20 protein-coding genes and 1 tRNA gene are annotated in these 23,705 nt (G+C 70.1%); 8 read left to right on the top strand and 13 right to left on the bottom strand.

The window, feature by feature from the left end:
• Nucleotides 1-64 precede the first annotated feature (64 nt).
• The 3 genes from ACGFSB_RS24755 (at nucleotide 65) to ACGFSB_RS24745 (ending at nucleotide 2,034) form a co-directional block, all read left to right on the top strand.
• Nucleotides 65-925: a trans-aconitate 2-methyltransferase gene (locus tag ACGFSB_RS24755; protein ID WP_393403147.1), complete on the top strand. Its 861-nt coding sequence runs from the start codon at nucleotides 65-67 to the stop codon at nucleotides 923-925.
• The gene (locus ACGFSB_RS24750) at nucleotides 922-1,287 is read left to right on the top strand and encodes a VOC family protein (RefSeq protein WP_393403145.1); all 366 of its coding nucleotides are present in this window, start codon (nucleotides 922-924) and stop codon (nucleotides 1,285-1,287) included. Before ACGFSB_RS24755 ends, ACGFSB_RS24750 begins: the two co-directional genes overlap by 4 nt.
• A 123-nt stretch (nucleotides 1,288-1,410) precedes the next feature.
• Entirely contained in the window at nucleotides 1,411-2,034 is a 624-nt protein-coding gene (locus tag ACGFSB_RS24745; RefSeq protein ID WP_393403142.1) for a Uma2 family endonuclease, read from the top strand.
• 28 nt (nucleotides 2,035-2,062) lie between these two features.
• On the opposite strand, the gene ACGFSB_RS24740 is transcribed toward ACGFSB_RS24745, so the two are convergent.
• A complete protein-coding gene (locus ACGFSB_RS24740) occupies nucleotides 2,063-2,749 on the bottom strand; it encodes a TetR/AcrR family transcriptional regulator (RefSeq protein WP_393403139.1) in 687 nt (228 codons plus the stop codon).
• Complete coding sequence (locus ACGFSB_RS24735; protein ID WP_393403137.1) at nucleotides 2,746-3,768, bottom strand: acyl-CoA desaturase; 1,023 nt, start codon at nucleotides 3,766-3,768, stop codon at nucleotides 2,746-2,748. Before ACGFSB_RS24735 ends, ACGFSB_RS24740 begins: the two co-directional genes overlap by 4 nt.
• 300 nt (nucleotides 3,769-4,068) lie before the next feature.
• Here ACGFSB_RS24735 and ppc point away from each other — a divergent pair, with 300 nt between their 5' ends.
• Entirely contained in the window at nucleotides 4,069-6,813 is a 2,745-nt protein-coding gene (ppc, locus tag ACGFSB_RS24730) for a phosphoenolpyruvate carboxylase (RefSeq protein ID WP_393403134.1), read from the top strand.
• Nucleotides 6,814-7,006: 193 nt separating this feature from the next.
• On the opposite strand, the gene ACGFSB_RS24725 is transcribed toward ppc, so the two are convergent.
• The 6 genes from ACGFSB_RS24725 to ACGFSB_RS24700 all read right to left on the bottom strand — a co-directional run bounded on the left by ACGFSB_RS24725 (nucleotide 7,007) and on the right by ACGFSB_RS24700 (nucleotide 11,774).
• Nucleotides 7,007-7,480 (bottom strand): hypothetical protein, encoded by a 474-nt coding sequence (locus tag ACGFSB_RS24725; protein ID WP_393403131.1) that lies wholly within the window; start codon nucleotides 7,478-7,480, stop codon nucleotides 7,007-7,009.
• Nucleotides 7,481-7,545: 65 nt separating this feature from the next.
• A complete protein-coding gene (gene pth, locus ACGFSB_RS24720; protein WP_393403128.1) occupies nucleotides 7,546-8,151 on the bottom strand; it encodes an aminoacyl-tRNA hydrolase in 606 nt (201 codons plus the stop codon).
• 84 nt (nucleotides 8,152-8,235) lie between these two features.
• A complete protein-coding gene (locus tag ACGFSB_RS24715; RefSeq protein WP_393403125.1) occupies nucleotides 8,236-8,826 on the bottom strand; it encodes a 50S ribosomal protein L25/general stress protein Ctc in 591 nt (196 codons plus the stop codon).
• A gap of 190 nt (nucleotides 8,827-9,016) precedes the next feature.
• Nucleotides 9,017-9,994: a ribose-phosphate diphosphokinase gene (locus ACGFSB_RS24710; protein WP_393403122.1), complete on the bottom strand. Its 978-nt coding sequence runs from the start codon at nucleotides 9,992-9,994 to the stop codon at nucleotides 9,017-9,019.
• 136 nt (nucleotides 9,995-10,130) lie between these two features.
• A complete protein-coding gene (glmU, locus tag ACGFSB_RS24705; protein WP_393403119.1) occupies nucleotides 10,131-11,588 on the bottom strand; it encodes a bifunctional UDP-N-acetylglucosamine diphosphorylase/glucosamine-1-phosphate N-acetyltransferase GlmU in 1,458 nt (485 codons plus the stop codon).
• A 114-nt stretch (nucleotides 11,589-11,702) separates the two neighbouring features.
• A tRNA-Gln gene (locus ACGFSB_RS24700) sits at nucleotides 11,703-11,774 on the bottom strand.
• Between the two features lie 391 nt (nucleotides 11,775-12,165).
• On the opposite strand from ACGFSB_RS24700, the gene ACGFSB_RS24695 reads away from it, so the two are divergent.
• Nucleotides 12,166-13,506, top strand: a complete 1,341-nt coding sequence (locus tag ACGFSB_RS24695; RefSeq protein ID WP_393403116.1) for a sensor histidine kinase — start codon at nucleotides 12,166-12,168, stop codon at nucleotides 13,504-13,506.
• Between the two features lie 91 nt (nucleotides 13,507-13,597).
• Here ACGFSB_RS24695 and ACGFSB_RS24690 read toward each other — a convergent pair whose 3' ends face one another.
• Both ACGFSB_RS24690 and ACGFSB_RS24685 read right to left on the bottom strand, forming a co-directional pair.
• A complete protein-coding gene (locus ACGFSB_RS24690; protein WP_393403113.1) occupies nucleotides 13,598-14,122 on the bottom strand; it encodes an SUKH-3 domain-containing protein in 525 nt (174 codons plus the stop codon).
• Between the two features lie 64 nt (nucleotides 14,123-14,186).
• Nucleotides 14,187-14,765 carry a YwqJ-related putative deaminase gene (locus tag ACGFSB_RS24685; RefSeq protein ID WP_393403110.1) on the bottom strand — a complete coding sequence of 193 codons (579 nt, stop codon included), beginning with the start codon at nucleotides 14,763-14,765 and terminating at the stop codon, nucleotides 14,187-14,189.
• Nucleotides 14,766-15,014: 249 nt separating this feature from the next.
• Here ACGFSB_RS24685 and ACGFSB_RS24680 point away from each other — a divergent pair, with 249 nt between their 5' ends.
• From ACGFSB_RS24680 to ACGFSB_RS24670, 3 genes are all read left to right on the top strand, one after another.
• Nucleotides 15,015-16,001, top strand: a complete 987-nt coding sequence (locus tag ACGFSB_RS24680; RefSeq protein WP_393403108.1) for an SMI1/KNR4 family protein — start codon at nucleotides 15,015-15,017, stop codon at nucleotides 15,999-16,001.
• A gap of 7 nt (nucleotides 16,002-16,008) precedes the next feature.
• Nucleotides 16,009-18,528 (top strand): SUKH-4 family immunity protein, encoded by a 2,520-nt coding sequence (locus ACGFSB_RS24675; RefSeq protein WP_393403105.1) that lies wholly within the window; start codon nucleotides 16,009-16,011, stop codon nucleotides 18,526-18,528.
• A 239-nt stretch (nucleotides 18,529-18,767) separates the two neighbouring features.
• Nucleotides 18,768-19,658, top strand: a complete 891-nt coding sequence (locus ACGFSB_RS24670) for a cellulose-binding protein (RefSeq protein ID WP_393403102.1) — start codon at nucleotides 18,768-18,770, stop codon at nucleotides 19,656-19,658.
• A gap of 27 nt (nucleotides 19,659-19,685) precedes the next feature.
• Here the strand turns inward: ACGFSB_RS24670 and ACGFSB_RS24665 are convergent, their stop codons facing one another.
• From ACGFSB_RS24665 to ACGFSB_RS24655, 3 genes are all read right to left on the bottom strand, one after another.
• The gene (locus ACGFSB_RS24665; protein WP_393403099.1) at nucleotides 19,686-21,323 is read right to left on the bottom strand and encodes a cation acetate symporter; all 1,638 of its coding nucleotides are present in this window, start codon (nucleotides 21,321-21,323) and stop codon (nucleotides 19,686-19,688) included.
• Entirely contained in the window at nucleotides 21,305-21,802 is a 498-nt protein-coding gene (locus ACGFSB_RS24660; protein WP_393403096.1) for a DUF485 domain-containing protein, read from the bottom strand. The genes ACGFSB_RS24665 and ACGFSB_RS24660 overlap by 19 nt, the downstream gene beginning before the upstream one ends.
• A gap of 122 nt (nucleotides 21,803-21,924) precedes the next feature.
• Nucleotides 21,925-23,586 (bottom strand): MFS transporter, encoded by a 1,662-nt coding sequence (locus tag ACGFSB_RS24655; protein ID WP_393403093.1) that lies wholly within the window; start codon nucleotides 23,584-23,586, stop codon nucleotides 21,925-21,927.
• Nucleotides 23,587-23,705 lie beyond the last annotated feature (119 nt).

Raw genomic sequence — 23,705 nt, 5'->3', positions numbered from 1 at the left:
GCCTGCGCGAAGGCAGTGCAACGCCGGGGTTCGACGCCCGAAGCCCGTGATCGAGGAGGCCCTCATGTCCGCCGCCCCCAGCAGCAGCTCCGCCCCCGCCCCCGCCCCCGCCTGGGACCCGGGCCAATACCTGCGCCACTCCGGCCACCGGGCCCGCCCCTTTATCGACCTCCTGGCCCGCGTCCCCGAATTCCCCGCCACCGACGGCCGACCGCCCCGCATCGCCGACCTGGGCTGCGGCCCCGGCAACGTCACGCGCCTCCTCACCGAACGCTGGCCCACGGCGCACGTCACGGGCTTCGACAACTCCCCCCAGATGCTGGAGCAGGCGGAGCGCCTCGCGGGCCCCACGTCCGGCGGTGGCCGCCTGGACTTCGCCGAGGCGGACGCGTCGGGCTGGGCGCCGCCCGCGGGAACGTACGACCTGATCCTCTCCAACGCGACCCTCCAATGGGTGCCGGGCCACCCCGACTCGTTCCCCGCGTGGATCGAGGCGCTCGCCCCCGGCGGAGTGCTCGCCTTCCAGGTCCCCGGCAACTTCGACGCCCCCAGCCACGTCCTGATGCGCGAGCTGAGCGAGTCGGAGCGCTGGCGGGAGAGGCTCGGCGGCCACCTCCGCCACGCGGACGCGGTGCTCTCGCCGACGGCGTACCTGGAACGGTTGGTCTCGCTGGGCTGCGAGGTGGACGCCTGGGAGACGACGTATCTGCACCTCCTGGAGGGGGAGGACCCGGTCCTGGACTGGGTGAAGGGGACGGGCCTGCGGCCGGTCCTGACGGCACTGGCATCCGACGCGGAGGCGAGGGAGGGTTTCCTGTCCGAGTACCGGGAGCTGCTCCGCAAGGCGTACCCGGTGGGAGCGGGGGGCACGGTGTTCCCCTTCCGGCGGGTCTTCGCGGTGGCCCGGCGTCCGGCGACCGCGTGACACTCGTCGCCGTCGACCATGTGCAGCTCGCCGCGCCACCCGGCAGCGAGCCGGAGCTGCGGGCGTACTACGCCGACGTACTCGGCATGACGGAGATCCCGAAGCCTCCGGTGCTTGCGGCGCGGGGCGGGTGCTGGTTCCGCGCGGGGGCGGTTTCGCTGCACCTGGGCATCGAGCCCGCCTTCCGGGCCGCCCGCAAGGCGCACCCCGGGCTGCGAGTGCGGGACATCGCGGCGTACGCGGAGCGGCTCGCCTCGCGGGGCGCGTCCGTGGTCTGGGACGACTCGCTTCCGGGGCACCGGCGGTTCTACTCGGAGGATCCGGTGGGCAACCGGCTCGAATTCCTCGAACCGTTGGCCTGACCTTGCCCTTTCGGGTGATCGCGAGGGCTTTTCGGATGGGAGCGGCAGCAAGGCCATAGCGTCCCCGTGTCGCTTGTGCCGCAGTGGTGCCCGCGCCCACACTGATGGAGGAGGTGCTGCACGATGACCGCTCTCGCACATGAGGTGACCCCCGTGGTGAACAACCCGGTATCCGACTTGGACGAGGTCCTGTGGCAGGCGTGGAAAGCCATGGATCTCCCCGAGGGCTACCGCGCCGAGATCATCGAGGGTGCCATCGAGGTGTCGCCCACCGGTCGCCGTCGTCATGCCGTGCTCATCAGCCGACTCCGCCGGGCGTTGGACGCCCACCTGGTCGGCAGTGACTACGTCGCGCATCAGGACGCCAATGTGATCCACCGCCGCAAGGTCTGGATCCCGGACATCTTCGTGGCCCCCGAAGACCTCGACGAGATCCCCGACGAGGAAGATCTCGGCGTGGACGCCGCCGGAGTGCCCATGGTCATCGAGGTCGTCTCGCCGGGCCGCGCCAGCATCGCGCGCGACCGCGTCCGCAAGCGTCGCGAGTACGCGCGCGCGGGCATCCCGGTCTACGTGATCGTCGATGACTTCGACGAGGAAGGCGTCGTCCTCGTGCTGACCGCGCCCAACCCCAAGAAGGCGACGTACGACGACGAGCACCGCGTCCCCTACGGCACCGAAGTTGTCGTCCCGAGCGGCCCCGCCAAGGGATTCGCCATCGGCGAGGCCATCACACGACGCGCCTGACCCCGCCGCCACAACCGGCGGCCGGGCGTCAGCTCTTCCTGTGCCCTATCAACCGCGGCTTGGGCTCAAGACCGTCGAGACCGTGCCAGGCCAGGTTGACCAGGTGGGCCGCCACCTCCGCCTTCTTCGGCTTGCGGACGTCCAGCCACCACTGGCCCGTCAGCGCGACCATGCCGACGAGGGCCTGGGCGTAGAGAGGGGCCAGCTTCTGGTCGAAGCCCCGGGTCTTGAACTCCTGGCCGAGGATGTCCTCCACCTGCGTCGCGATGTCGGAGATCAGCGAGGCGAACGTGCCTGTCGACTGCGCCACCGGCGAATCGCGGACCAGGATGCGGAAGCCGTCCGTGTACGTCTCGATGTAGTCGAGGAGGGCGAACGCCGCCTGTTCGAGCAGCTCACGCGGGTGGCCCGCCGTCAGTGCTCCCGTCACGCCGTCGAGCAGTGCCCGCATCTCGCGGTCCACCACCACCGCGTACAGACCCTCCTTGCCGCCGAAGTGCTCGTACACGACAGGCTTGGAGACGCCGGCCTTCGCCGCGATCTCCTCCACCGACGTGCCCTCGAAGCCCTTCGCGGCGAACAGCGTGCGGCCGATGTCCAGCAACTGCTCCCGGCGCTCGGCACCCGTCATCCGGGTCCGACGCGTACGCCGGGGCTGCTTCTCTTTGCTGGAGGGGCTGGTATTGCTGGAGTCGGTCGCCACGTCGTCAATCATGCCGGGCCGACGGACTTGTGCTTCCGGCGGGCATCGATACGCGATTCTGACGGCCAGCGCACATCGCTGGCCCAGCCGAGCTGCTCGCACCAGCGGATGATCCGCGCCGACGAGTCGACCTGGCCCTTCAGAACGCCGTGCCGCGCCGACGTCGGGTCGGCGTGGTGCAGGTTGTGCCAGGACTCACCGCAGGACAGGACCGCGAGCCACCACACGTTGCCCGAGCGGTCCCGCGACTTGAAGGGGCGCTTGCCCACCGCGTGGCAGATCGAGTTGATCGACCACGTGACGTGGTGGAGCAGGGACACCCGGACGAGCGAGCCCCAGAAGAACGCCGTGAAAGCGCCCCACCAGGACATCGTGACCAGGCCGCCGACCAGCGGCGGGACGGCCAGCGAAACGATGGTCCACATGAGGAACTGACGGGAGACCGCGCGGATCGCCGGGTCCTTGATCAGGTCCGGTGCGTACTTCTCCTGCGATGTCTGCTCCTCATCGAACAGCCATCCGATATGCGCCCACCACAGGCCCTTCATCAGGGCCGGGACCGTCTCACCGAAGCGCCACGGCGAATGGGGGTCACCCTCCGCGTCCGAGAACTTGTGATGCTTGCGGTGGTCCGCGACCCAGCGGACCAGCGGGCCCTCCACCGCCATCGAGCCCGCCACGGCGAGCGCGATCCGCAGCGGGCGCTTGGCCTTGAAGGCGCCGTGCGTGAAGTAGCGGTGGAAACCGATCGTGATGCCGTGGCAGCCCAGGTAGTACATGAAGACCAGGAGGCCGAGGTCCAGCCAGCTCACGCCCCAGCCCCAGGCCAGCGGCACCGCACCGAGCACGGCGACGAAGGGGACGGCGATGAACAGGAGCAGCGTGATCTGTTCGATGGACCGCTTCTGCTCACCGCCCAGCGTCGCGGACGGAGCAGCGGCGGACGGAGCAGTGGCAGACGGGGAACCCGCGGCCTGCGGAGCGTCTTCGATCACATCGGTGTCGGAGTACGCATCGGAAGATGAGGTCATGGGCACGTCCCCTGTGGGGTCGAGGGTTGAGGTCACGGCGCAGGTGCGGCGGGCGCACGGTCACGGGCTCCGCGTTATCTACGGTCCCGTAACCTACGGCGACGTAAGTATGGCAGCGCGGAACCCGACGGCAAGAGGCTGCGAGTACGTGCCGCGAAGTGACACCTATCCTTGGGAACGGAAACGGTCGGACAGCGCGGTCCGCTCTCTATCTCCCCTTTCCCCCGGAACCCGGATTCCTATCCGGCAGGGGACCCCTCCCAGACCTGACGTGCTTCAACACTGCAAGGAGCCGCACCTGTGAGCAGTGCCGACGACCAGACCACCACAGCCAGCACCGAGCTGCGCGCTGACATCCGCCGCCTCGGCGACCTGCTGGGCGAGACCCTCGTACGTCAGGAGGGCTCCGAGCTCCTCGAACTGGTCGAGAAGGTCCGCCGCCTGACCCGCGAGGACGGCGAGGCCGCCGCCCGCCTGCTCGGTGGCACCGAACTGGAGACCGCGGCCAAGCTGGTCCGCGCCTTCTCCACGTACTTCCACCTGGCGAACGTGACCGAGCAGGTCCACCGAGGCCGCGAGCTGCGCGCCCGGCGAGCCGCCGAGGGCGGTCTCCTCGCCCGTACGGCGGACCGGCTCAAGGACGCCGACCCCGAGCACCTGCGCCAGACCGTGGAGCACCTGAACGTGCGCCCCGTCTTCACCGCGCACCCCACCGAGGCCGCACGCCGCTCCGTCCTCAACAAGCTGCGCCGCGTCGCCGAGCTCCTGGAGACCCCGGTCATCGAGGCCGACCGGCGCCGCCACGACACCCGCCTCGCCGAGAACATCGACCTGGTGTGGCAGACCGACGAGCTGCGCGTCGTCCGTCCCGAACCCGCCGACGAGGCACGCAACGCCATCTACTACCTGGACGAGCTGCACGCCGGCGCCGTCGGGGACGTACTGGAGGATCTGACGGCCGAGCTGGAGCGCGTCGGCGTCGAGCTGCCCGAAGGCACCCGGCCGCTCACCTTCGGCACCTGGATCGGCGGCGACCGCGACGGCAACCCGAACGTGACGCCCGACGTCACCTGGAACGTCCTGATCCTCCAGCACGAGCACGGCATCAACGACGCCCTCCTGCTCATCGACGAGCTGCGCGGCTACCTCTCCAACTCCATCCGCTACACCGGAGCCACCGAAGAGCTGAAGACCTCCCTCCAGCTCGACCTGGAGCGGCTGCCCGAGATCAGCCCCCGGTACAAGCGGCTCAACTCCGAAGAGCCCTACCGCCTCAAGGCCACCTGCATCCGGCAGAAGCTGGAGAACACCAAGGAGCGCCTGGCCCGCGGTACCGCCCACGAGGAGGGGCGCGACTATCTCGGCACCGGTGAGCTGCTGCACGACCTCACCCTCGTCCAGACGTCGCTGCGCGAGCACAAGGGCGGGCTCTTCGCCGAAGGCCGGATGAACCGCACGATCCGTACGCTCGCCGCGTTCGGTCTCCAGCTCGCCACCATGGACGTACGGGAACACGCCGACGCCCATCACCACGCGCTCGGCCAGCTCTTCGACCGCCTCGGCGAGGAGTCCTGGCGGTACGTGGACATGCCGCGCGAGTACCGCCAGAAGCTGCTCGCCAAGGAGCTGCGTTCGCGCAGGCCGCTCGGGCCGTCCCCGGCGCCCCTCGATGCCGCCGGTGAGAAGACCCTCGGGGTCTTCCTCACCGTGAAGAAGGCCCTCCAGGTCTTCGGGCCCGAGGTCATCGAGTCGTACATCATCTCGATGTGCCAGGGCGCCGACGACGTCTTCGCCGCCGCCGTCCTCGCCCGCGAGGCCGGGCTCGTCGACCTGCACGCGGGCTGGGCGAAGATCGGCATCGTGCCGCTCCTGGAGACGACGGACGAGCTGCGCGCCGCCGACGTCATCCTCGACGAGATGCTCGCCGACCCGTCGTACCGCAAGCTGGTCGCGCTCCGCGGCGACGTCCAGGAAGTCATGCTCGGCTACTCGGACTCCTCCAAGTTCGGCGGCATCACCACCTCGCAGTGGGAGATCCACCGGGCGCAGCGCAGGCTGCGTGACGTCGCGCACCGCTACGGCGTGCGGCTGCGGCTCTTCCACGGCCGTGGCGGCACCGTCGGGCGTGGCGGCGGCCCGTCCCACGACGCGATCCTGGCTCAGCCCTGGGGCACACTCGAGGGCGAGATCAAGGTGACCGAGCAGGGCGAGGTCATCTCCGACAAGTACCTGGTGCCCTCGCTGGCCAGGGAGAACCTGGAACTGACGGTCGCGGCGACGCTCCAGGCCTCCGCTCTGCATACGGCTCCCCGCCAGTCCGACGAGGCGCTGGCCCGCTGGGACGCGGCGATGGACGTCGTGTCGGACGCCGCGCACTCCGCGTACCGCAAGCTGGTCGAGGACCCGGACCTGCCGACGTACTTCCTCGCGTCGACGCCGGTCGACCAGCTCGCCGACCTGCACCTCGGCTCCCGCCCCTCCCGCCGCCCCGGCTCGGGCGTCTCGCTCGACGGCCTGCGCGCCATCCCGTGGGTCTTCGGCTGGACGCAGTCGCGGCAGATCGTGCCGGGCTGGTTCGGCGTCGGCTCCGGCCTCAAGGCGCTGCGCGAGGGGGGTCTGCGACAAGAGGGCGACACGGTGCTCGGCGAGATGCAGGAGCACTGGCACTTCTTCCAGAACTTCATCTCGAACGTGGAGATGACCCTGGCCAAGACGGACCTGCGGATCGCCCGCCACTACGTGGACACGCTCGTCCCCGACGAGCTGAAGCACGTCTTCGACGTGATCGAGGCGGAGCACGCGCTGACGGTGCAGGAGGTTCTGCGCATCACCGGCGGCGAGCAGCTGCTCGACTCCCACCCGGAGCTCCAGCAGACCTTCGGCATCCGTGACGCCTACCTGGACCCGATCTCGTACCTCCAGGTCGCGCTGCTCAAGCGCCAGCGTGACGCGGCCGCGGCGGGCGAGGAGCCGGACCCGCTCCTTGGCCGGGCACTGCTGCTCACCGTCAACGGCGTGGCAGCGGGGCTGCGCAACACCGGCTGATCCTTTCGGGCGGGGGCGCCTTCCCTTCGCAGGGGGCGGGCGCCCTTCTGCCCCGCTGGAACGACAACTAAGCGCTCTGCTGGAAGTACCGCGAGGCGCTGTCGATCATCTGCGGCGCCGTCGTGGCTGGTCGCGCGGTTCCCCGCGCCCCTTCAGGGCACTCCCGGACCGCAGCGGACTTCGCCGGACCTGCTCAGAACGCCAACGTCGCGAAAGACGCCGTCAGCAGCGCGCCGCCCGCCAGGAAAAGACCCCACGCCGTGCGCCGCAGACGCAGCCCACCGGCGACCACCACCGCGGACAGCAGCAGCGCTCCGCCCAGCGGCAGCCACGCGTGGAGGAAGCCGGGGCCGCCCGTGCGGACGACCTCGGAGGTGCCCGGCTTCACCGCCACCGGGATCCGCGCCCCTGCCTTCTCGGCGATCGAGCGGTCGATCACGACCCGGTCGCGCGGCTTGGAGCCGGAGGAGGCGGAGGAAGACGAAGGGGCGTACGAACCTACGCATTCGTCCGACGAGCACCGCGAGACCCGCATCGTGCCCCGCTCACGCTCATCGGTGAGCATCACATGCTGTGCCGTCCCCCAGGACGCCCACACGCCCGCGACGAGCAGCAGCGCCGCGAGCCCGCCCATGGCCGTCCGGCGTACGAGAAGCAGCGCATTCATGGCGGCGATCCTTGGCCATAGGGATGCGCTCAGTCAACAGGCGGAGGCGGCGGGCGGCAGCCACCTCAGGAGTTGTACGCGCTCTGCGCCCGCTCCAGGCCCTCGATGACCAGCGCCTCGGCAGCGTCCGCCGCCCGGTCCACGAAGTAGCCGAGCTCCTTGCGCTCCACCGAAGCGAAGTCCTTCAGTACGAAGTCCGCCACCTGCATACGCCCCGGCGGACGCCCGATCCCGAACCGCACCCGGTGGTAGTCCGGGCCCATCGCCTTCGTCATCGACTTCAGACCGTTGTGGCCGTTGTCGCCGCCGCCCAGCTTCAGGCGCAGCGTCCCGTAGTCGATGTCCAGCTCGTCGTGGACCGCGACGATGTTGGCCGTCGGGACTTTGTAGAAGTCGCGCAGCGCCGTCACCGGGCCACCCGACACGTTCATGTACGACATCGGCTTCGCCAGGACCACCCGGCGGTTCGCAGGACCCACCGGACCGATCCGGCCCTCGAGCACCTGCGCCTGCGTACGACCGCTGCGCTTGAACGAGCCCCCGATCCGCTCGGCCAGGAGATCGGCCACCATGAAGCCCACGTTGTGCCGGTTCATGGCGTACCCAGGGCCCGGATTGCCCAGACCCACGATCAGCCAGGGCGCGCTGGGGTCGCTGGGGTCCGTCGTCATCTGCATGTCTCCTTCATAGCTCAACCGCCGCCCCGCGCACGGAGCGCGGAGCGGCGGTTGGCAGAGTCGAACTCAGTCGGAGGCTCAGGCCTCGACGGCGGGGGCGGCCTCGCCCTCGGTGGCCTCGGCCTCTTCGGCCTGCGCGGCCAGGACCTGAAGGACGACGACGTCTTCCTCGACGTTCAGGGTCGTGCCGGCGGGCAGCGGGATGTCCTTGGCGAGGATGGTCGCACCGGCCTCGAGACCGGCGATGGAGACGGTCACCGACTCGGGGATGTGCGTGGCCTCGGCCTCGACGGGCAGCGCGTTCAGGACGTACTCGAGCAGGTTGCCGCCCGGGGCGAGCTCGCCCTCGGTGTGGACGTAGATGTCGACGTTGACCTTCTCGCCCTGACGGACGAGGAGCAGGTCGACGTGCTTGAGGAAGCCCTTGATGGCGTCACGCTGGACGGCCTTCGGGATCGCCAGGTGCTTCTTGCCGTCGATCTCGAGAGCGAGAAGGACGTTGGACGCACGGAGCGCGAGGTGCAGCTCGTGGCCCGGAAGCGTGATGTGGAGGGGGTCGCCACCGTGGCCGTAGACAACGGCCGGAACCTTGAGCTCACGGCGGATGCGGCGGGCGGCGCCCTTGCCGAACTCGGTACGGGTCTCGGCGGCGAGCTTGACCTCGGACATGTGCACTCCTCGTATGACAGAAACGTCGGATGGGTCGGTGTCGGTTACCCGGCCATGCGACTACTGGCCTGCTACGAAGAGCGCGTCGATAACGGACTGCCGTACTGCAATGAGTACGGCCTCCCTCGCCGAGCAACTCAGTGAGTCTACCCGGCGGGGAGGCCGCAGCCCAAAGTGGATCTTTAAGCCGCTACGCCTGCTCGTCGAAGAGGCTCGTGACCGAACCGTCCTCGAAGACCTCACGCACCGCGTTCGCGATGGTCGGCGCGATCGAGAGCACCGTGATCTTGTCGAGCTCCAGGTCACCCGGGTCGGGCAGCGTGTCCGTGAACACGAACTCGCTCACCTTGGAGTTCTTCAGACGGTCCGCGGCGGGGCCCGAGAGCACACCGTGCGTCGCCGTCACGATGACGTCCTCCGCGCCGTGCGCGAACAGGGCGTCGGCGGCGGCACAGATCGTGCCACCGGTGTCGATCATGTCGTCGACCAGGACGCAGACGCGGCCCTTCACCTCACCCACGACCTCGTGGACGGTGACCTGGTTGGCGACGTCCTTGTCGCGGCGCTTGTGCACGATCGCCAGCGGGGCGCCCAGACGGTCGCACCAGCGGTCGGCGACACGCACCCGGCCGGCGTCGGGGGAGACCACCGTCAGCTTCGAACGGTCGACCTTCGCGCCCACGTAGTCCGCGAGGATCGGCAGCGCGAACAAGTGGTCCACCGGGCCGTCGAAGAAGCCCTGGATCTGGTCCGTGTGCAGGTCGACCGTGAGGATGCGGTCCGCGCCCGCGGTCTTCATCAGGTCGGCGACCATACGGGCCGAGATCGGCTCACGGCCGCGGTGCTTCTTGTCCTGGCGTGCGTAGCCGTAGAACGGCACGATCACGGTGATGGAGCGGGCCGACGCGCGCTTCAGCGCGTCGATCATGATCAACTGCTCCATGATCCACTTGTTGATCGGAGCCGTGTGGCTCTGGATCAAGAAGCAGTCCGCGCCACGAGCCGACTCCTGATACCGCACATAGATCTCGCCATTGGCGAAATCGAAAGCCTTCGTCGGCACGATGCCGACACCCAGCCTGTGTGCGACCTCCTCGGCCAACTCGGGGTGGGCGCGGCCGGAGAAGAGCATCAACTTCTTCTCGCCGGTCGTCTTGATCCCGGTCACAGCACTTGTCTCCTCGGACGAGTTCTTCCCGCTGCCGCCCCCGCGCGCCGCCCGGAAAAAGCAGTCCGTCGCGCTGAGTCGGCCGAAATGGTGTGCATCTATCACGGTACGCCGTGTCCGACGCACCTGTTTCCGGTCAGCTTCCGCTTGCCGAATTCCTGGAGTCCCCTGACGCCGCGTCCGCCGCCCTCGCGGCAGCGGACCCGGGACGCTTACGGGCCACCCAACCGTCGATATTCCGTTGCTGCCCACGGGCCACAGCCAACGAACCCGCCGGAACATCCTTCGTGATGACCGAACCCGCCGCCGTGTAGGCGCCGTCCCCGACCGTGACAGGAGCCACAAACATGTTGTCCGAACCGGTCTTGCAGTGCGACCCGATCGTCGTGTGGTGCTTGGCCTCACCGTCGTAGTTCACAAAGACACTCGCGGCACCGATGTTGGTGTAGTCACCGATCGTCGCGTCACCCACGTACGACAGATGCGGGACCTTCGTGCCCTCGCCGATCTTCGCGTTCTTCATCTCCACGTACGTACCGGCCTTGGCCTTCACACCGAGCCGCGTGCCCGGCCGCAGATACGCGTACGGACCGACGCTCGCCTGCTCCCCGACCTCGGCGTCATTGGCGACCGTGTTGTCCACCCGGGCCCCCGCGCCCACCTTGGTGTCCCTCAGTCGGCAGTTGGGCCCGACCTCCGCGCCCGCACCGAGATGCGTGGCCCCCTGCAACTGCGTACCCGGGTGCACGAGGGCGTCCTGCTCGTACGTCACCGTCGCGTCGAACCACGTCGACGCCGGGTCCACGACCGTGACACCGGCCAGCATGGCCTCCGTCAGGAGCCGGTCGTTCAACGTCCGACGGGCCTCAGCCAGTTGAACCCGGTTGTTGATCCCGGCGATCTCCTGGTGATCACGAGCCACGGACGCACCGACCCGATGCCCGGCCTCACGCAGAATGCCAAGCACATCAGTCAGATACTCCTCACCCTGACTGTTGTCCGTACGCACCTTGCCCAGCGCGTCCGCGAGCAGCTGACCGTCGAAGGCGAAGACCCCGGAGTTGATCTCACGGACCGCGCGCTGCGCCGCGGTGGCGTCCTTGTGCTCGACGATGCCGGTCACCGCGCCGCTCTCGCCGTCCCGCACGATGCGGCCGTAGCCCGTCGCGTCCGGAACCTCGGCGGTCAGCACCGTGACGGCGTTCCCGTCACCGCTGTGCGTCGCGGCCAGCTCCCGCAGCGTGTCGCCGGTGAGCAGCGGGGTGTCGCCGCAGACCACGATGACGGTCCCGTCCACGGACCCGCCGAGTTCCTCGAGGCCGATGCGGACGGCGTGCCCGGTGCCCTTCTGCTCACTCTGATAGGCGGTGCGTACGTCGGGGGCGATGGTCCCCAGGTGCGCGATGACCTGCTCGCGGGCGAACCCGACGACGGTGACGAGCCGTTCCGGGCTCAGCGCGTACGCGGCCTGGAGGACGTGCCCGATGAGGGAACGGCCACAGATCTCATGCAGGACCTTGGGAGTGGACGACTTCATACGGGTGCCCTCACCCGCTGCGAGGACGACGACGGCTGCCGGGCAGTTGGCGCTCACGGGGATGCCCTTCGGCTTCGGATTGTGCGGGGAGTGGACATCCGCAGGATACCGGGGCGTTGTGGGGCGGAAATGAGTGCGGGTCCTGACCTTGCGGTCAGGACCCGAGCGAAGCTCCCCCGCCAGGACTTGAACCCGGACAGATGGCACCAAAAGCCACAGTGCTGCCAATTACACCACGGGGGATTAAAACAACCCAAACCGGACATTCGGTCAGGTCGCCGAGTGAGCACCCAACACTATGCCGTACCAAGCCCCTTCGACGCGACGGTAAAGATCAGCGCTTTGGCGTACGTAGATCATCAGGCACCCGTGGTACCCGTCCCCGGTGTTCTTGCCTCGCGCCGCGACGCGACCGCCCGCTCCCGCAGCCCCTCGAAGTCGGCGTACTTGCTCGTGATTTCCGTCATGTGACGACACTCGTCCGGAATGCGGACGTCCGGCCGGAAACGGTGAGCGGTTCAACAGTTCGAGGGATACCGGCAGGTTTCGCTTTCCGTCGAACAGTTCGTGTGCTGGATCACGGAGCCCGAAACTCACCGGAAAAGGATGGCTTCGCGCCCGTAGGCTGGACGGTATGACCACGACGGGGGAGAGCCACAGGGCGGCCGTGACCGGGCCGTGGTGGTGGGAGCGGCGGCGCAGTGCCGTGCTGGATGTGGGGCTCGCGTTGGCTTCGGCGGCGGAGTGCGGGGCTGAGGGGATCGCGTTTTCGCGGGACACGGGGATTCCCACGGGGGTGGGGGTCGCATTCGGGGTGCTTGCCGGGTCCTCGCTGGTGTTGCGGCGGCGGTGGCCGATCGCCGTGGTGCTGATCTCGATCGCGATCACGCCTGCGCAGATGGGGATCTTCCTGACGGTCGTCGGGCTGTACTCGCTTGCCGCGTCGGAGCTGCCCCGGCGGATCATCGGGTCGCTCGCGGGCATGTCGTTGCTCGGGACGCTCATCGTCACGTTGGTGCGGACGCGGCAGGACATGGCGAGCGGGGAGCTCAGTTTCGCGGAGGGGTTCATACCGTTCATCGCGATCACCACCTCCATCGGTCTCACCGCGCCGCCGATTCTGCTCGGGCTCTATGTCGGGGCGCGGCGGCGGCTGATGGAGAGCCTGCGGGAGCGTGCCGACAGCTTGGAGCGGGAGTTGCAGCTTCTCGCCGAGCGGGCGGAGGAGCGGGCGGAGTGGGCACGTAATGAGGAGCGGACTCGGATCGCGCGGGATATGCATGATGTCGTCGCGCATCGGGTGAGTCTGATGGTGGTACATGCGGCCGCGTTGCAGGCGGTGGCTCGTAAGGATCCGGAGAAGGCGGTCAAGAATGCCGCGCTCGTCGGTGACATGGGCCGGCAGGCGTTGACGGAGCTGCGCGAGATGCTGGGGGTGCTGCGGACCGGGGAGACGGGTTCTGGAGGTGGCATCGGCAGGTCTGTGCCGGCGTCTCCGGCCGCTGTGCCGTTGGCCGCTGTGGGGTTCGCGGCCGCTGCCGCGGCCTCGCGTGCGGTGGATGAGGACGGGCCGTGCCTGGCCGAGCTCGACGAGCTGGTGGATCAGTCCCGTGCGGCGGGGATGGCGGTGGATCTGTCCGTGCAGGGGGAGTCGCGTGCTTATGAGGCCGATGTCGAGCAGACGGCTTATCGCGTGGTGCAGGAGGCGTTGACCAATGTGCACAAGCACGCCGCGGGCGCGAAGACGTACGTCCGGCTCGCGCATCGCGGTGCGGAGATCGCGATGCAGGTGGAGAACGAGCCGCCGCCGGAGGCGGGCCCCGCGGACGCGCGGCTGCCGAGTGGTGGGAACGGGCTTGTGGGGATGAAAGAGCGGGTCATGGCGTTGGGTGGTGTTTTTGTGTCGGGGCCGACGGACGCGGGTGGTTTCCGGGTGTCGGCGGTGCTGCCGGCGGCTGCGGTCGCGGGGGCCTAGGAGACCTAGGGGGCCTAGGAGACCTAGTGGGCCTAGGAGGCCTAGGAGGTCTGGCGAAGCCTCCTGCGCATGGTTTTTGGTACGCGCCCTTTCAGCCCGCCGTGAGCCGTTCCGGCTGGGTGCCCGAGACCAGTGTGGCCAGGGCTTCGTCGATGTGGGGGCCCAGGTACCAGTCGCCGCTGTGGTCGAGGCTGTAGACGCGGCCCTCCGCGTCGATGGCCAGGAGTGACTGGGTCTCCGTCTCTTCGCCTATGGGGCAGACCTCGGTGTCGAGGGCGCGGCCCAGGTCGCCGAGTGTGCGGGCCAGGTGGAGGCCGTAGAGGGGGTCCAGGTGCACGGTGGCGGGTGCTATGTGGCGGCCGGGGCCCTGCGGGGTGATGTGCAGTCCGCCGAATTCGGCCCAGGCTTCCACGGCGGCGGGGAAGACGGCGTGCTGGTGGCCTGCCGGTGAGGTGTGGCGGCGCAGGACGTCGGCCCAGATCTCGGCCTGCTTTATGTCCCAGCGTCCGGGGCGCCAGCCGGCCCCGCGCAGGGCGGCGTCGACGGGGACGGGGAAGCGGGGTGACGCGGCTGCCGGGGTGGCGGGGTGGTGGTCGGCGTGCTGTTCCGTGTGCATGGCGGCCCTCGTTGCGGTTCGCGGCTCGGTGGGGGAAGGGACTCGGTGGGCGACGGGAAGGGGGTCAGGCTTCCGGAGCGGTGGTCGGGTCCACGATGCGTACGCCGAAGTGCGCGGTGAGGGCCGTGCAGGAGCGGCAGGGGCGGGCGAAGCCGCCGTGCAGGGGGTCGCCGTCCTCGCGGATGCGGCGGGTGGTGAGCTTGGAGTGCTTGAGGGCTTTGCGGGCTTCGCTGTTGGTCATCGGTTTTCGCGCCGCCCGTTTGGAGCGGCTTCCGTCGGTCGCCGTGAGGTGGCGTGAGATGAGGATGGCTTCGGCGCACCGTCCGGTGAAGCGTTCGCGCTGGCCGCTGGTGAGGGTGTCGAGGAAGTCTTGTACGAGTGGGTGGAGGGCCGGTGGTTCTTCGCTGCGGCCGGCGGTACAGGTGAGCGTTGCGTCACGTACGGAGAGCGCGGCGGCGACGGTGGGCAGGATGCCGTCGCGGCGTTGACGCAGCGTGGGTGCGTGCGCGGAGGCGCTGCTCCAGCCGACGCGCGGGTCCCCCGTATCGGCGAGGCTTTCGCCGGTCGCCGGGCTCGTCGAGGTTGCCGAGGCCCCTGTCGCTGCCGGTGTCTGGCCGGACCTGCCGGTCTGTGCCGTGTGCATGGTGGTGCTTCCCTCCCCGCAACTCGCGGTGTGACCGCGTGTGCCACGCCCCCGCGTTGCGGGGACAGCCTGCCAAATGGGGCGGGTGGTGCGGAAGCTGGGGCGCCGCGACACGCCCGGCTTTCGTCGCACGGTGACGGTCCGGTGGCTGCTGGTCATGGAACCGGAGGCCCGGTGACCGGTGTCGTGCTTACGCATAGGCTGTCGATATCCGCAGAACCGTTAACAGTGCCGCAGGGGGCAACCGCCATGACGACAGGTCGGCTGGGGCAGCAAGCCGCGCCGCCGAACGCGGCCTACGCCGGGCAGACCGTGCATTTCCCGGATCCGGTCCGGGCCACGCGCCACCCCAGAGGTGTGCGCATGGATGAGCACGGCTATCCGGACTTCTCGGCGTACGCGCGTGCCGCCGCCGAGATCGCCGAGCCCCCGGAGGGTTTCGGCGTCGACGAGCTGCGTCTGACGGATTACGTCTCCGCGAACGCGGCGCTGGCCGCGGCGGATCACGATCTGTGGGACACGATCCCGCCGGTGGCGACCCCGCACGGCTGGACCTGGCACCACGTGCCGGGCGGCAGGCGTCTCGAACTGGTTCCAGTCGACGTGAAGGCGCTGCTCCGGCATCACGGCGGGCTCGCCACGACTCCCGTGGACCAGAACAAGAGGGGTACGCGTCCGCTCCAGGAGACCCGCCCCGCGCATCTCGCGCTGCCGAAGTCGGCGGTCTCGGTGAGCGAGCAGGAGATCCTCGGTGCGGAGGAGGACCTTGGCTATCGGCTGCCCGGCGCCTACCGTTCTTTCTTGAAGGCCGCGGGCGGTTGCGCGCCGGTCGGCACGGCGCTCGACGCGGAGCTCGGTCTTCTGATCGACCAGCCGTTCTTCACGGTGCGGGACGAGGCCGCGGTCAACGACCTGGTGTACGTGAACAAATGCCTGCGCGACCATCTGACCAAGGACTACTTGGCGGTCGGTTTCGTGCAGGGTGGCATTCTCGCCGTGAAGGTCAAGGGCGACCGGATCGGTTCGGTGTGGTTCTGCGCGTACGACGACGCACGGGATGTCTCGGAAACGGCCGCCTGGCAGCCCGCCGAGCGCGTGCAGCGTCTTCTGCTGCCGTGCGGTGACGACTTCGACGCGTTCTTGTCCCGGCTCGCGGGGAATCCGCCGGAGCTGGAGACCGTGGCGAACCTGATGGTGGACGGCGGCTTCGCGCGCGCCGTCCCGGTGGGGGAGTGACTTGTCGATGGTGACCTTCGCACAGGCGCAGGAGCGCGCCGAGGAGTGGATCAACGGCGATGTGCCCGGCTACCAGCATCGTGAGGTGCGGGTGCGGGAGTTCGAGCTGGGTTTCGTCGTATGGGCGGAGGACCGGGAGTCCGGTCCGGTGTCCGACGGCGGCTGTCAGCGGCTCGTCATCGCGCGGGACAGCGGCGACGCCACGCTCTGGCCGGGCCTGCCGGTGGGTGAGGTGATTCGCCGGTACGAGGAGGAGTACGGCGCTCCGGACGCGGTGCCGGAGGATTCGGCTCCGGCCCCGTCGGAGCGTGTCGACCTGAATCAGACGTCGTTCCTGTTGAGCCCTCCGGAGTGGCTCCAGGAGGCGGCGGACAAGCTGGGGATTCCGGACCGCAGGGCGGGGTCGGCGGGTTCCGCGGGTTCGGCGAGTGCGGAGCCTGCCGCTCCGGCTCCTGCCCCCGCCCCTGCTCCGGCCCCCGTGGCCGCGGCTGCTCCCGAAGCGCCCGGTGGCGGTACGCCGTGGCCCGCGGCCGGGGCGTCGGGTGCGCCCGCCGGGGCCACTCCGTGGGCCGGCAGGGACACCAACGCGGAGTCCGGCGACGACCGTTCGGTGCCTGCGCCCGCGACGGTGTTCGCGCCGCCGCTGGTCGACGGCGGCGATGGCAGCACCCCGCCGCCCGGTGTGGCGCCGGAGGCCAAGACCGCGTTGATGCGGGGTGGCAGCAGCCTGCCGTCGACGGCGGTGGCCCCCGCGTACGACGGCTCGAACATGCCGCCGCCGGGTGCCCCTGCGCCGCAGGCCCCGCCCGCTCCCGGCCCGAACATGCCGCCGCCGCCCGCTGGCGCCGCGGTGCACATGCCGCCGCCTCCGGGCGTGAGCGCTCCGGACCCTTCCGCGTACGGCTATCCGCAGGGCGGCCCGGCGGCTCCGGCCGCCCCGGCCGCTTCCGCTCCCGCGGCCCCGGCGCCGGGTGTGCCGCAGGGTGCCGGGGACATCGCCGATGCCGCGACCAGCAAGGCGCAGTCGCCGCCGCGTGGCGCCCGTGGCGCTCGTGGGGGCGGTGCGGGTACGCCGCCGCCTCCCAGTGCTCCGGGGACTCCGGGTGTGCCGCCGGGTACGCCGCCGTCCGGCCCCGGTGCTCCGGGTACCCCGGCGGGCGGCTACGTCCCGACACAGCTCGTCTCGGCGCTCGGCCCTGAGGGGCCGCAGCCTCCCGCGCCGCCCGGTGCTCCGGGTGCGCCTCCCGGTGGTGTCCACCATGCGGCGACGATGCTGGCCGACCCCAGCCTGGGTGGCCCTGGCGGACTGAAGCCGCCGGGTGCGCCTGGTGCGCCCCAGCCTCCCGGCCCGCCCGGAGTTCCGGGGGGTACTCCTCCCGGTACTCCTCCCGGTACGCCTCCCGGTGGTGTGCACCACGCCGCGACGATGCTGGCCGGTCCCGCGGTCGGCGGCCCCGGCGCGCCCCTGCCGCCGCCACCCGCCCAGGGCCAGCCTGCTCCTGGTCAGCCTGTTCCGGGTCAGCCCTACGGCTACCCGCAGCCCCCCACCGGTCAGCCGACCGTCGGGCCCGGCTACCAAGCCGTACTCCGCTATCGCGCGCAGGACGGCTCCGAGCAGCAGCTCATCCGCCGCTCGGCGCCCGGTACTCCGCACCCGGAGTGGCAGATCCTGCACGAGCTGCGCGGCATGAACGTGCCGCCGCAGCAGGTGCTCGAACTCCACACGGAGCTGGAGTCCTGCGAGCTGCCCGGCGCGTACTGCGCCCGCATGATCCGCGAGACCTGGCCGCAGGCGCGGATCACGAGCATCGCCCCGTACGGCAGGGATCACGCGTCCCGCCAGGGCGGTATGCAGCAACTCATCGCCCACCAGGGCGAGTTGCACCAGGTCGCCGACGGCCCCGCGCGCCCCGCGCCGGTGCGTGCGCCGCTGCCGCAGGTGCAGCCCGCGCCGCCGGTCCCGCCGGAGGGTGTGGCGCAGGAGCTGGTGGCCGCGTTCGGTCCCGGCATCTTCCGTTTCGATCAGCGTGCGGTGTCCCGGCAGGGTGTGCCTGACCTCGTCGCGCACACGCTCGTCGTGGCGGGCCTGCCCGTCGACTTCGGACCGTTCTTCTGGGCGCAGGCCCAGCCGGGACGCCCGGTGCCGACCCTCGCCGAGACGGCGCAGGAGCGCGGGGTGCAGCCTGCGGCGGACGCGGGTTCGTATCTCGTCATGGGCAGTGACTTCGGCCGCGCGATCTGTGTCCAGTACGGCACGGCGAACATTGTCGCCGTGCCTGTGGAGGCCGGTCCCGGTGGCGCCCCGGTGCCGCCGCAGTTCGTGAACACGGGTCTGCCCGAGTTCGCGCGCTGTCTGGCGCTGCTCGGCCGTATGTGGCGGTTGCGGTTCGGTCTGAACCAGGAGCAGGCGGGCCGCTGGACGGTCGACTTCCAGGGCCAGCTGGCGGCGCTCGATCCGGCGGCGTTGGCTTCGCCGGAGAGCTGGTGGTCGGTGCTGCTCGAGCAGATGTGGGACGGCTTGCTGTAGTCCCCGGTAGTTGCTGAACGAGGCGCCTGCCCCTGCGGGGGGTGGGCGCCTCGTGCGTTCCCGGAGGGGTAGCACCTGGAGGGGTGGCACCCCCGATTCCGACTTCTGGCAACAAATAGCGCATCCTTGAGCGGATGAGATACGTGGAGTGTCGCGTTATGAGCACTTCCGGTTGATCCATCAAGATGTGCGCCAATCGCGTAAGTACGCGCGTGGTGCGTCGGAGGAGGGATTCAAGGATGAGCAGCGGTGCAACGGCGTCGGAGCACGGTTTCGTCGCCGTGCGCGGACGTGGCTACCGTCCCGAGCAGGTGGACGCGTACGCCCTCGGTCTGTCCCAGGACCGCGACGGCGCGTGGGAACGCGCCGCCCGGCTCACCGTCCTCGCCAAGGAGATGGAGGCGGAGGCGGAGCGGCTGCGGGACGTGGTGTCGCGGCTCGCCCCTCAGACGTACGAGACGCTGAGCGAGCGCGCGCGGAGCGTCCTCGCCCTGAGCGAGGAGGAGGCCGCCGCCGTGCGGGCGACGGCTGAGGCCGACGTCCGGCGCGTGACGGAGGCCGCCGACACGGAGGCGCGGGAGCTCCGTGCGGCCGCTCGCGCGTACGCCGACGAGCTCCTCGCCGAGACGGAGGAGCGGGCCCGGCAGCGGCTGCTCGCCTGCCGTGCGACGGCGGACGAGTCGCGGATCGCGGCCCGGCGTGACGTGAAGGAGTGGCGGGGCGAGGCCCTTGCCGCCCTGCGCGAGACGCGGGAGCGGAGCGCCGCGCTCATCGAGGAGCAGGAGAAGGAGCACGCCGAGCGCTGGGAGGCCGCCGAGCGGGAGATCGCCTCGGGGGAAGCGGAGGCAGAGGCTCACGAGGCCTCACTGGTGGCCGCCGCCGAGGCACGCCTCTCGGAGGCGAAGCGGGCTTCCGTCGAGGCGGAGGAGTCCGCACGGCACGGGCAGGAGGACGCGGAGGCACGGGCCGCGGAGCTGCTCGCCGCCGCACGCCTCCGCGAGGACGGCGTCACAGGAGAGACCGAGCGGTTGCTGCGGGAGCACGGGGAGGAGTGGGACGAGGTGCGGGCGCACATGGAACACGTCCGCAGCAGCCTCGCCGCACTGACCGGCCGGGCCACCGCGGAGTGACCGGCTGAAGAAAAGGCCTGGGAAACCCTACTTCCTCGTCACCCCCGCCAGGATCCAGCCCTCCACCGCCTCGTACCGCTTGCGCTGCTCCTCGGACTCCCTCGGGCCCGACGACACCGTGCCGAGCCAGCCGAGGAGGAAGCCCAGCGGGATGGAGGCCAGGCCCGTCGTCGTGAACGGGAACCAGTTGAAGTCGTGGTTCGGGAACGCCGAAGTGGGGGCGCCCGAGACCAGGTTGGTGCCTGTCATGAGGATGACGGAGCCCAGGGTGCCGCCGATCAGGGTCCAGAGGAGGCCTCTGCGGGTGTAGCGGCGCCAGAAGAGGCTGTAGACCAGGGCCGGGGCCAGGGCCGATGCGCCCAGGCAGAAGGAGAGTGTGACGAGCGGTTGCAGATTGCGGTGCTGGACCATGACCGCCAGGGCGATCGACATGCCTCCTATGGCGAGGGCCGAGACGCGGGCCAGTGTCATCTCGCGGCGCGGAGTGAGCTCCTTGCGGAGGCGGAGGTGCGCGAAGACGTCGTGGGCCAGGGAGTTGGCGCAGGCCAGGATCATTCCGGCGACCGAGGCGAGCAGGGTGAGGAAGATCGCTGTGGTGACCGTCGTGAAGATGAGGGTCTCCGCCGTCGACGCGTCCACGCCGAACACCGCTCTGGAGCTCATCAGGTAGGCCGTGTTGCCCTGCGGATGCGCCTTCGCGATCGCCGCCCGGCCGATCATCGCCGTCGCGCCGAAGCCGACGATCGCGACGATGACGACGAAGAGCGAGATCGACGACACCGCCCACGACAGCGACCGGCGCACCTCGCGTGCGCTGCGCGCCGTATACATCCGCATCGTGACGTGCGGCAGGCACGCCCCGCCGATGACCACCGTCAGTTCTGAACTGATCATGTCCAGACGGGGGTTGGGTCCGCCCGAGAACTGAAGTCCTGACCGGAGGAAGGCCGGGCCGACCCCGCTCCCCTTCTCGGCGGCGGCGAGCAGCGCGCCCGGGTCCCAGTCGAAGCGGCGCAGGATCAGGGCGGCGATGACCACCCCGGAGCCGAGCAGCATCACGATCTTCAGGATCTGGATGAGGGCGGTGCCCTTCATGCCGCCGATCGCCGCGTAGCTGATCATGAGGGCGCCGAGCGCGACGACGCAGCCCGTCTTCACGCCCTCGCCGGAGAACCCGAGGATGAAGGCGAGCAGATCGCCCGCGCCCGCGAGCTGCACCAGCATGAGGGGGAGCAGCGCGGCCAGTGTCGCGGCGCACGCGGTGATGCGTACGGCACGGCCCGGCATCCGGCGGGCCAGTACGTCGCCCATGGTGAACTGCCCCGCGTTGCGCAGGGGTTCGGCGAGCAGGAACATCAGGAGCATCAGGGACAGTGCCGTGCTCAGGGCCAGGACCACTCCGTCGTATCCGAGGAGTGCGATCACTCCCCCCGTGCCGAGCACGCTCGCCGCCGAGATGTAGTCGCCCGCGATGGCGAGGCCGTTGCGCATCGGCGAGAGCGCGCCGTAGCCCGTGTAGAACTCGCCCAGGTCGTCGCGGTCGGGTCCGGTCAGCACGCACAGGAGCAGCGTGAGGGTGACGACGGCGGTGAACGCCACCAGGGACATGGCCTGCGCGGAGTCGGTGGCGAGTGTGAGGTCCCGGTTCATCGGTTCGGCTCCCATCGGTTCGCCGCCTCCACGCGGTTCGCCTCCAACTCGGCCAGCTTGCGCAGGCGTTCGGCCATCGGGTCGAGCCTGCGGCGCGCCGTGAACTCGTACAGCGCTATGGCGAGCAGGGTGACGGGCACCTGGCACAGGCCGAGCAGCAGGCCGGTGGAGAGGCCGCCCGAGACCGTGCCCGTCATCAGGGACGGGGCGAAGGCGGAGAGGGCCAGGAAGAGAGTGAAGTAGCCGAGCGCGGTGAGGGTGGCGACGCGGCGCTGCCAACGGTAGGCGCTGCGGAGGTAGCGCAGATCGCTGTGGCGGCCGAGTGCCGGGTGGCGGGGGAGCCTCGGGGGTGGGGGAGGCGGGGGCGCGACGGGCTGCCAGGGGTAGGTGGGGTAGGAGGGGGACGACTCGTGGGGAGTGGTTGAGGGGGAGCGGTGTGGATGCGGAGGGTGATGGGGCTGATGGGGTTGTTGAGGGTGCGGAGGGTAGGACATCCCGGTTCTCCTTGCGCGGCGTCGGTCCGGTGCGGGACCGCAGGGAGCGAGAGGTGAGAGCCGAGCACGTTACTTGTAAGTAGTGGAGTCGCGAAGGGTTTTGCACATACTGCTCGGTCGGTTTATTCGGATGGTCTATTCAAGTGGCGTTCATGCCGGGTCTGTTCGGCGTTCTCCCTGCTCACCGAGGCTCCCTCCACCGCGATTTCCACCCCGACTTCCGCTCCGTTTTCCGGTCCGCCCGCGCCGATTACCGGAAATCTCCGGGGTGCGAGAAACAGCAGTACGAGGAAAGAGATCACCGCCGCGCACCCCGCCCCCACGTACACCGTGTCGACCGCCGAGTCGACGGCCCTGCGCAGTTGTTCAGGGTCGGCGATCGACGCCGGGTCCTCCAGGGCGTGTGCCACCGAGTCCAGGGAGCCCGCGCCGCCGAGCCGTGAGGTGAGGACTCCGTTGGCTACCGCGCCGAAGAGGGCGGCGCCCAGGGTCTGGCCTATCTGGCGGCAGAAGAGGATGGACGCCGTGGCCGTGCCGCGCTCGGACCAGCCGACGGTGGACTGGACGCCGATGATCAGCGGGAGTTGGAAGAGGCCGAGCGCCGCGCCGAGCAGGAGCATGATCAGGGCGGGCTGCCAGGCCTGGCCCGGATAGGGCAGGAACGGGAAGGCGAACAGGAAGAGCGCGGCGCCGCCGATGCCGATGAGCGCCGTGTCGCGGAAGCCGAGCCTGCGGTAGACGTGCTGGCTCAGGGCGGCCGACACCGGCCAGCTCAGCGTCATGACGGAGAGCACGAATCCGGCGGCGATCGGCGCGAGGCCGAGCACTGACTGGGCGTACGTCGGCAGGAAGACGGTGGGCGCGACCATCAGGAGGCCGAGCGAGCCGAGGGCGAGGTTGACGGCTGCGATGGTGCGCCGCCGCCACACCCAGCCGGGGATGATCGGCTCCGCCGCCCGTCGTTCGATGACCACGACGGCTCCCGCGAGGAGCAGCCCGCCCGCGAAGAGCGCGAGCGAGGGCGCCGACAGCCAGCTCCAGGCGACGCCGCCCTGCACGAGCGCGGTGAGCAGGACGCCGCCGCAGGCGAAGACGGCGAACGCGCCTGCCCAGTCGGTACGTCCACGCGCCGCCGCCTCGCGCCGCGGTTCGTGGAGGTGGCGCACGATCAGCCACAGGGCCACCGCCCCGATGGGCAGATTGATGAGGAAGATCCAGCGCCAGTCGGCGTACGCGGCGATGAGGCCGCCGAGGGCCGGGCCCGCGATCGACGAAGCGGCCCATACGGTCGACAACTTGGCCTGGATCTTGGGGCGTTCCTTGAGCGGATAGAGGTCGGCGGCCAGGGTCTGCACCGTTCCCTGGAGTGCGCCGCCGCCCAGGCCCTGGACGACACGGAAGGCGATGAGCGCCCCCATGTTCCAGGCCACGGCGCACAGGGCCGAGCCGATCAGGAAGAGGATGCTGCCCGCGATGAGGACGGGCTTGCGGCCGAAGGTGTCGGAGAGCTTGCCGTAGATGGGCAGGGTGACGGTGACGGCGAGCAGATAGCCGGAGAAGAGCCAGGAGAAGACGGAGAAGCCGCCGAGGTCGCCGACGATCTGCGGGATGGCGGTCGAGACGATGGTGGAGTCAAGGGCGGCGAGCGCCATGGCGAGCATGAGCGCGGCGACGACGGGGCCGCGCCGCCGTCCGTGGTTCGAGCCCGAAGGTATGCCATCCGTGCCCGAACCAGTCGCGCCGCCCGCTCCGTCCGCGCCCACCGAGATTCCTTCCCCCTGCATCTAGTTGCTTCCGGTCACCTTCTCACCCGGTGCGCGCCGGGGGCAGGGGTGGAGAGCATCTCGGCAGGTGGGCCGGTGTCCGCTCAACAGGAGGGTGGAGTGACCCCGAGAACGGCTCC

Source organism: Streptomyces sp. NPDC048441 (assembly GCF_043200235.1).
Taxonomy (GTDB): Bacteria; Actinomycetota; Actinomycetes; order Streptomycetales; family Streptomycetaceae; genus Streptomyces.
The sequence above is the reverse complement of the archived record's forward strand: the minus strand, read 5'-3'. Positions and strand labels throughout refer to the sequence as shown.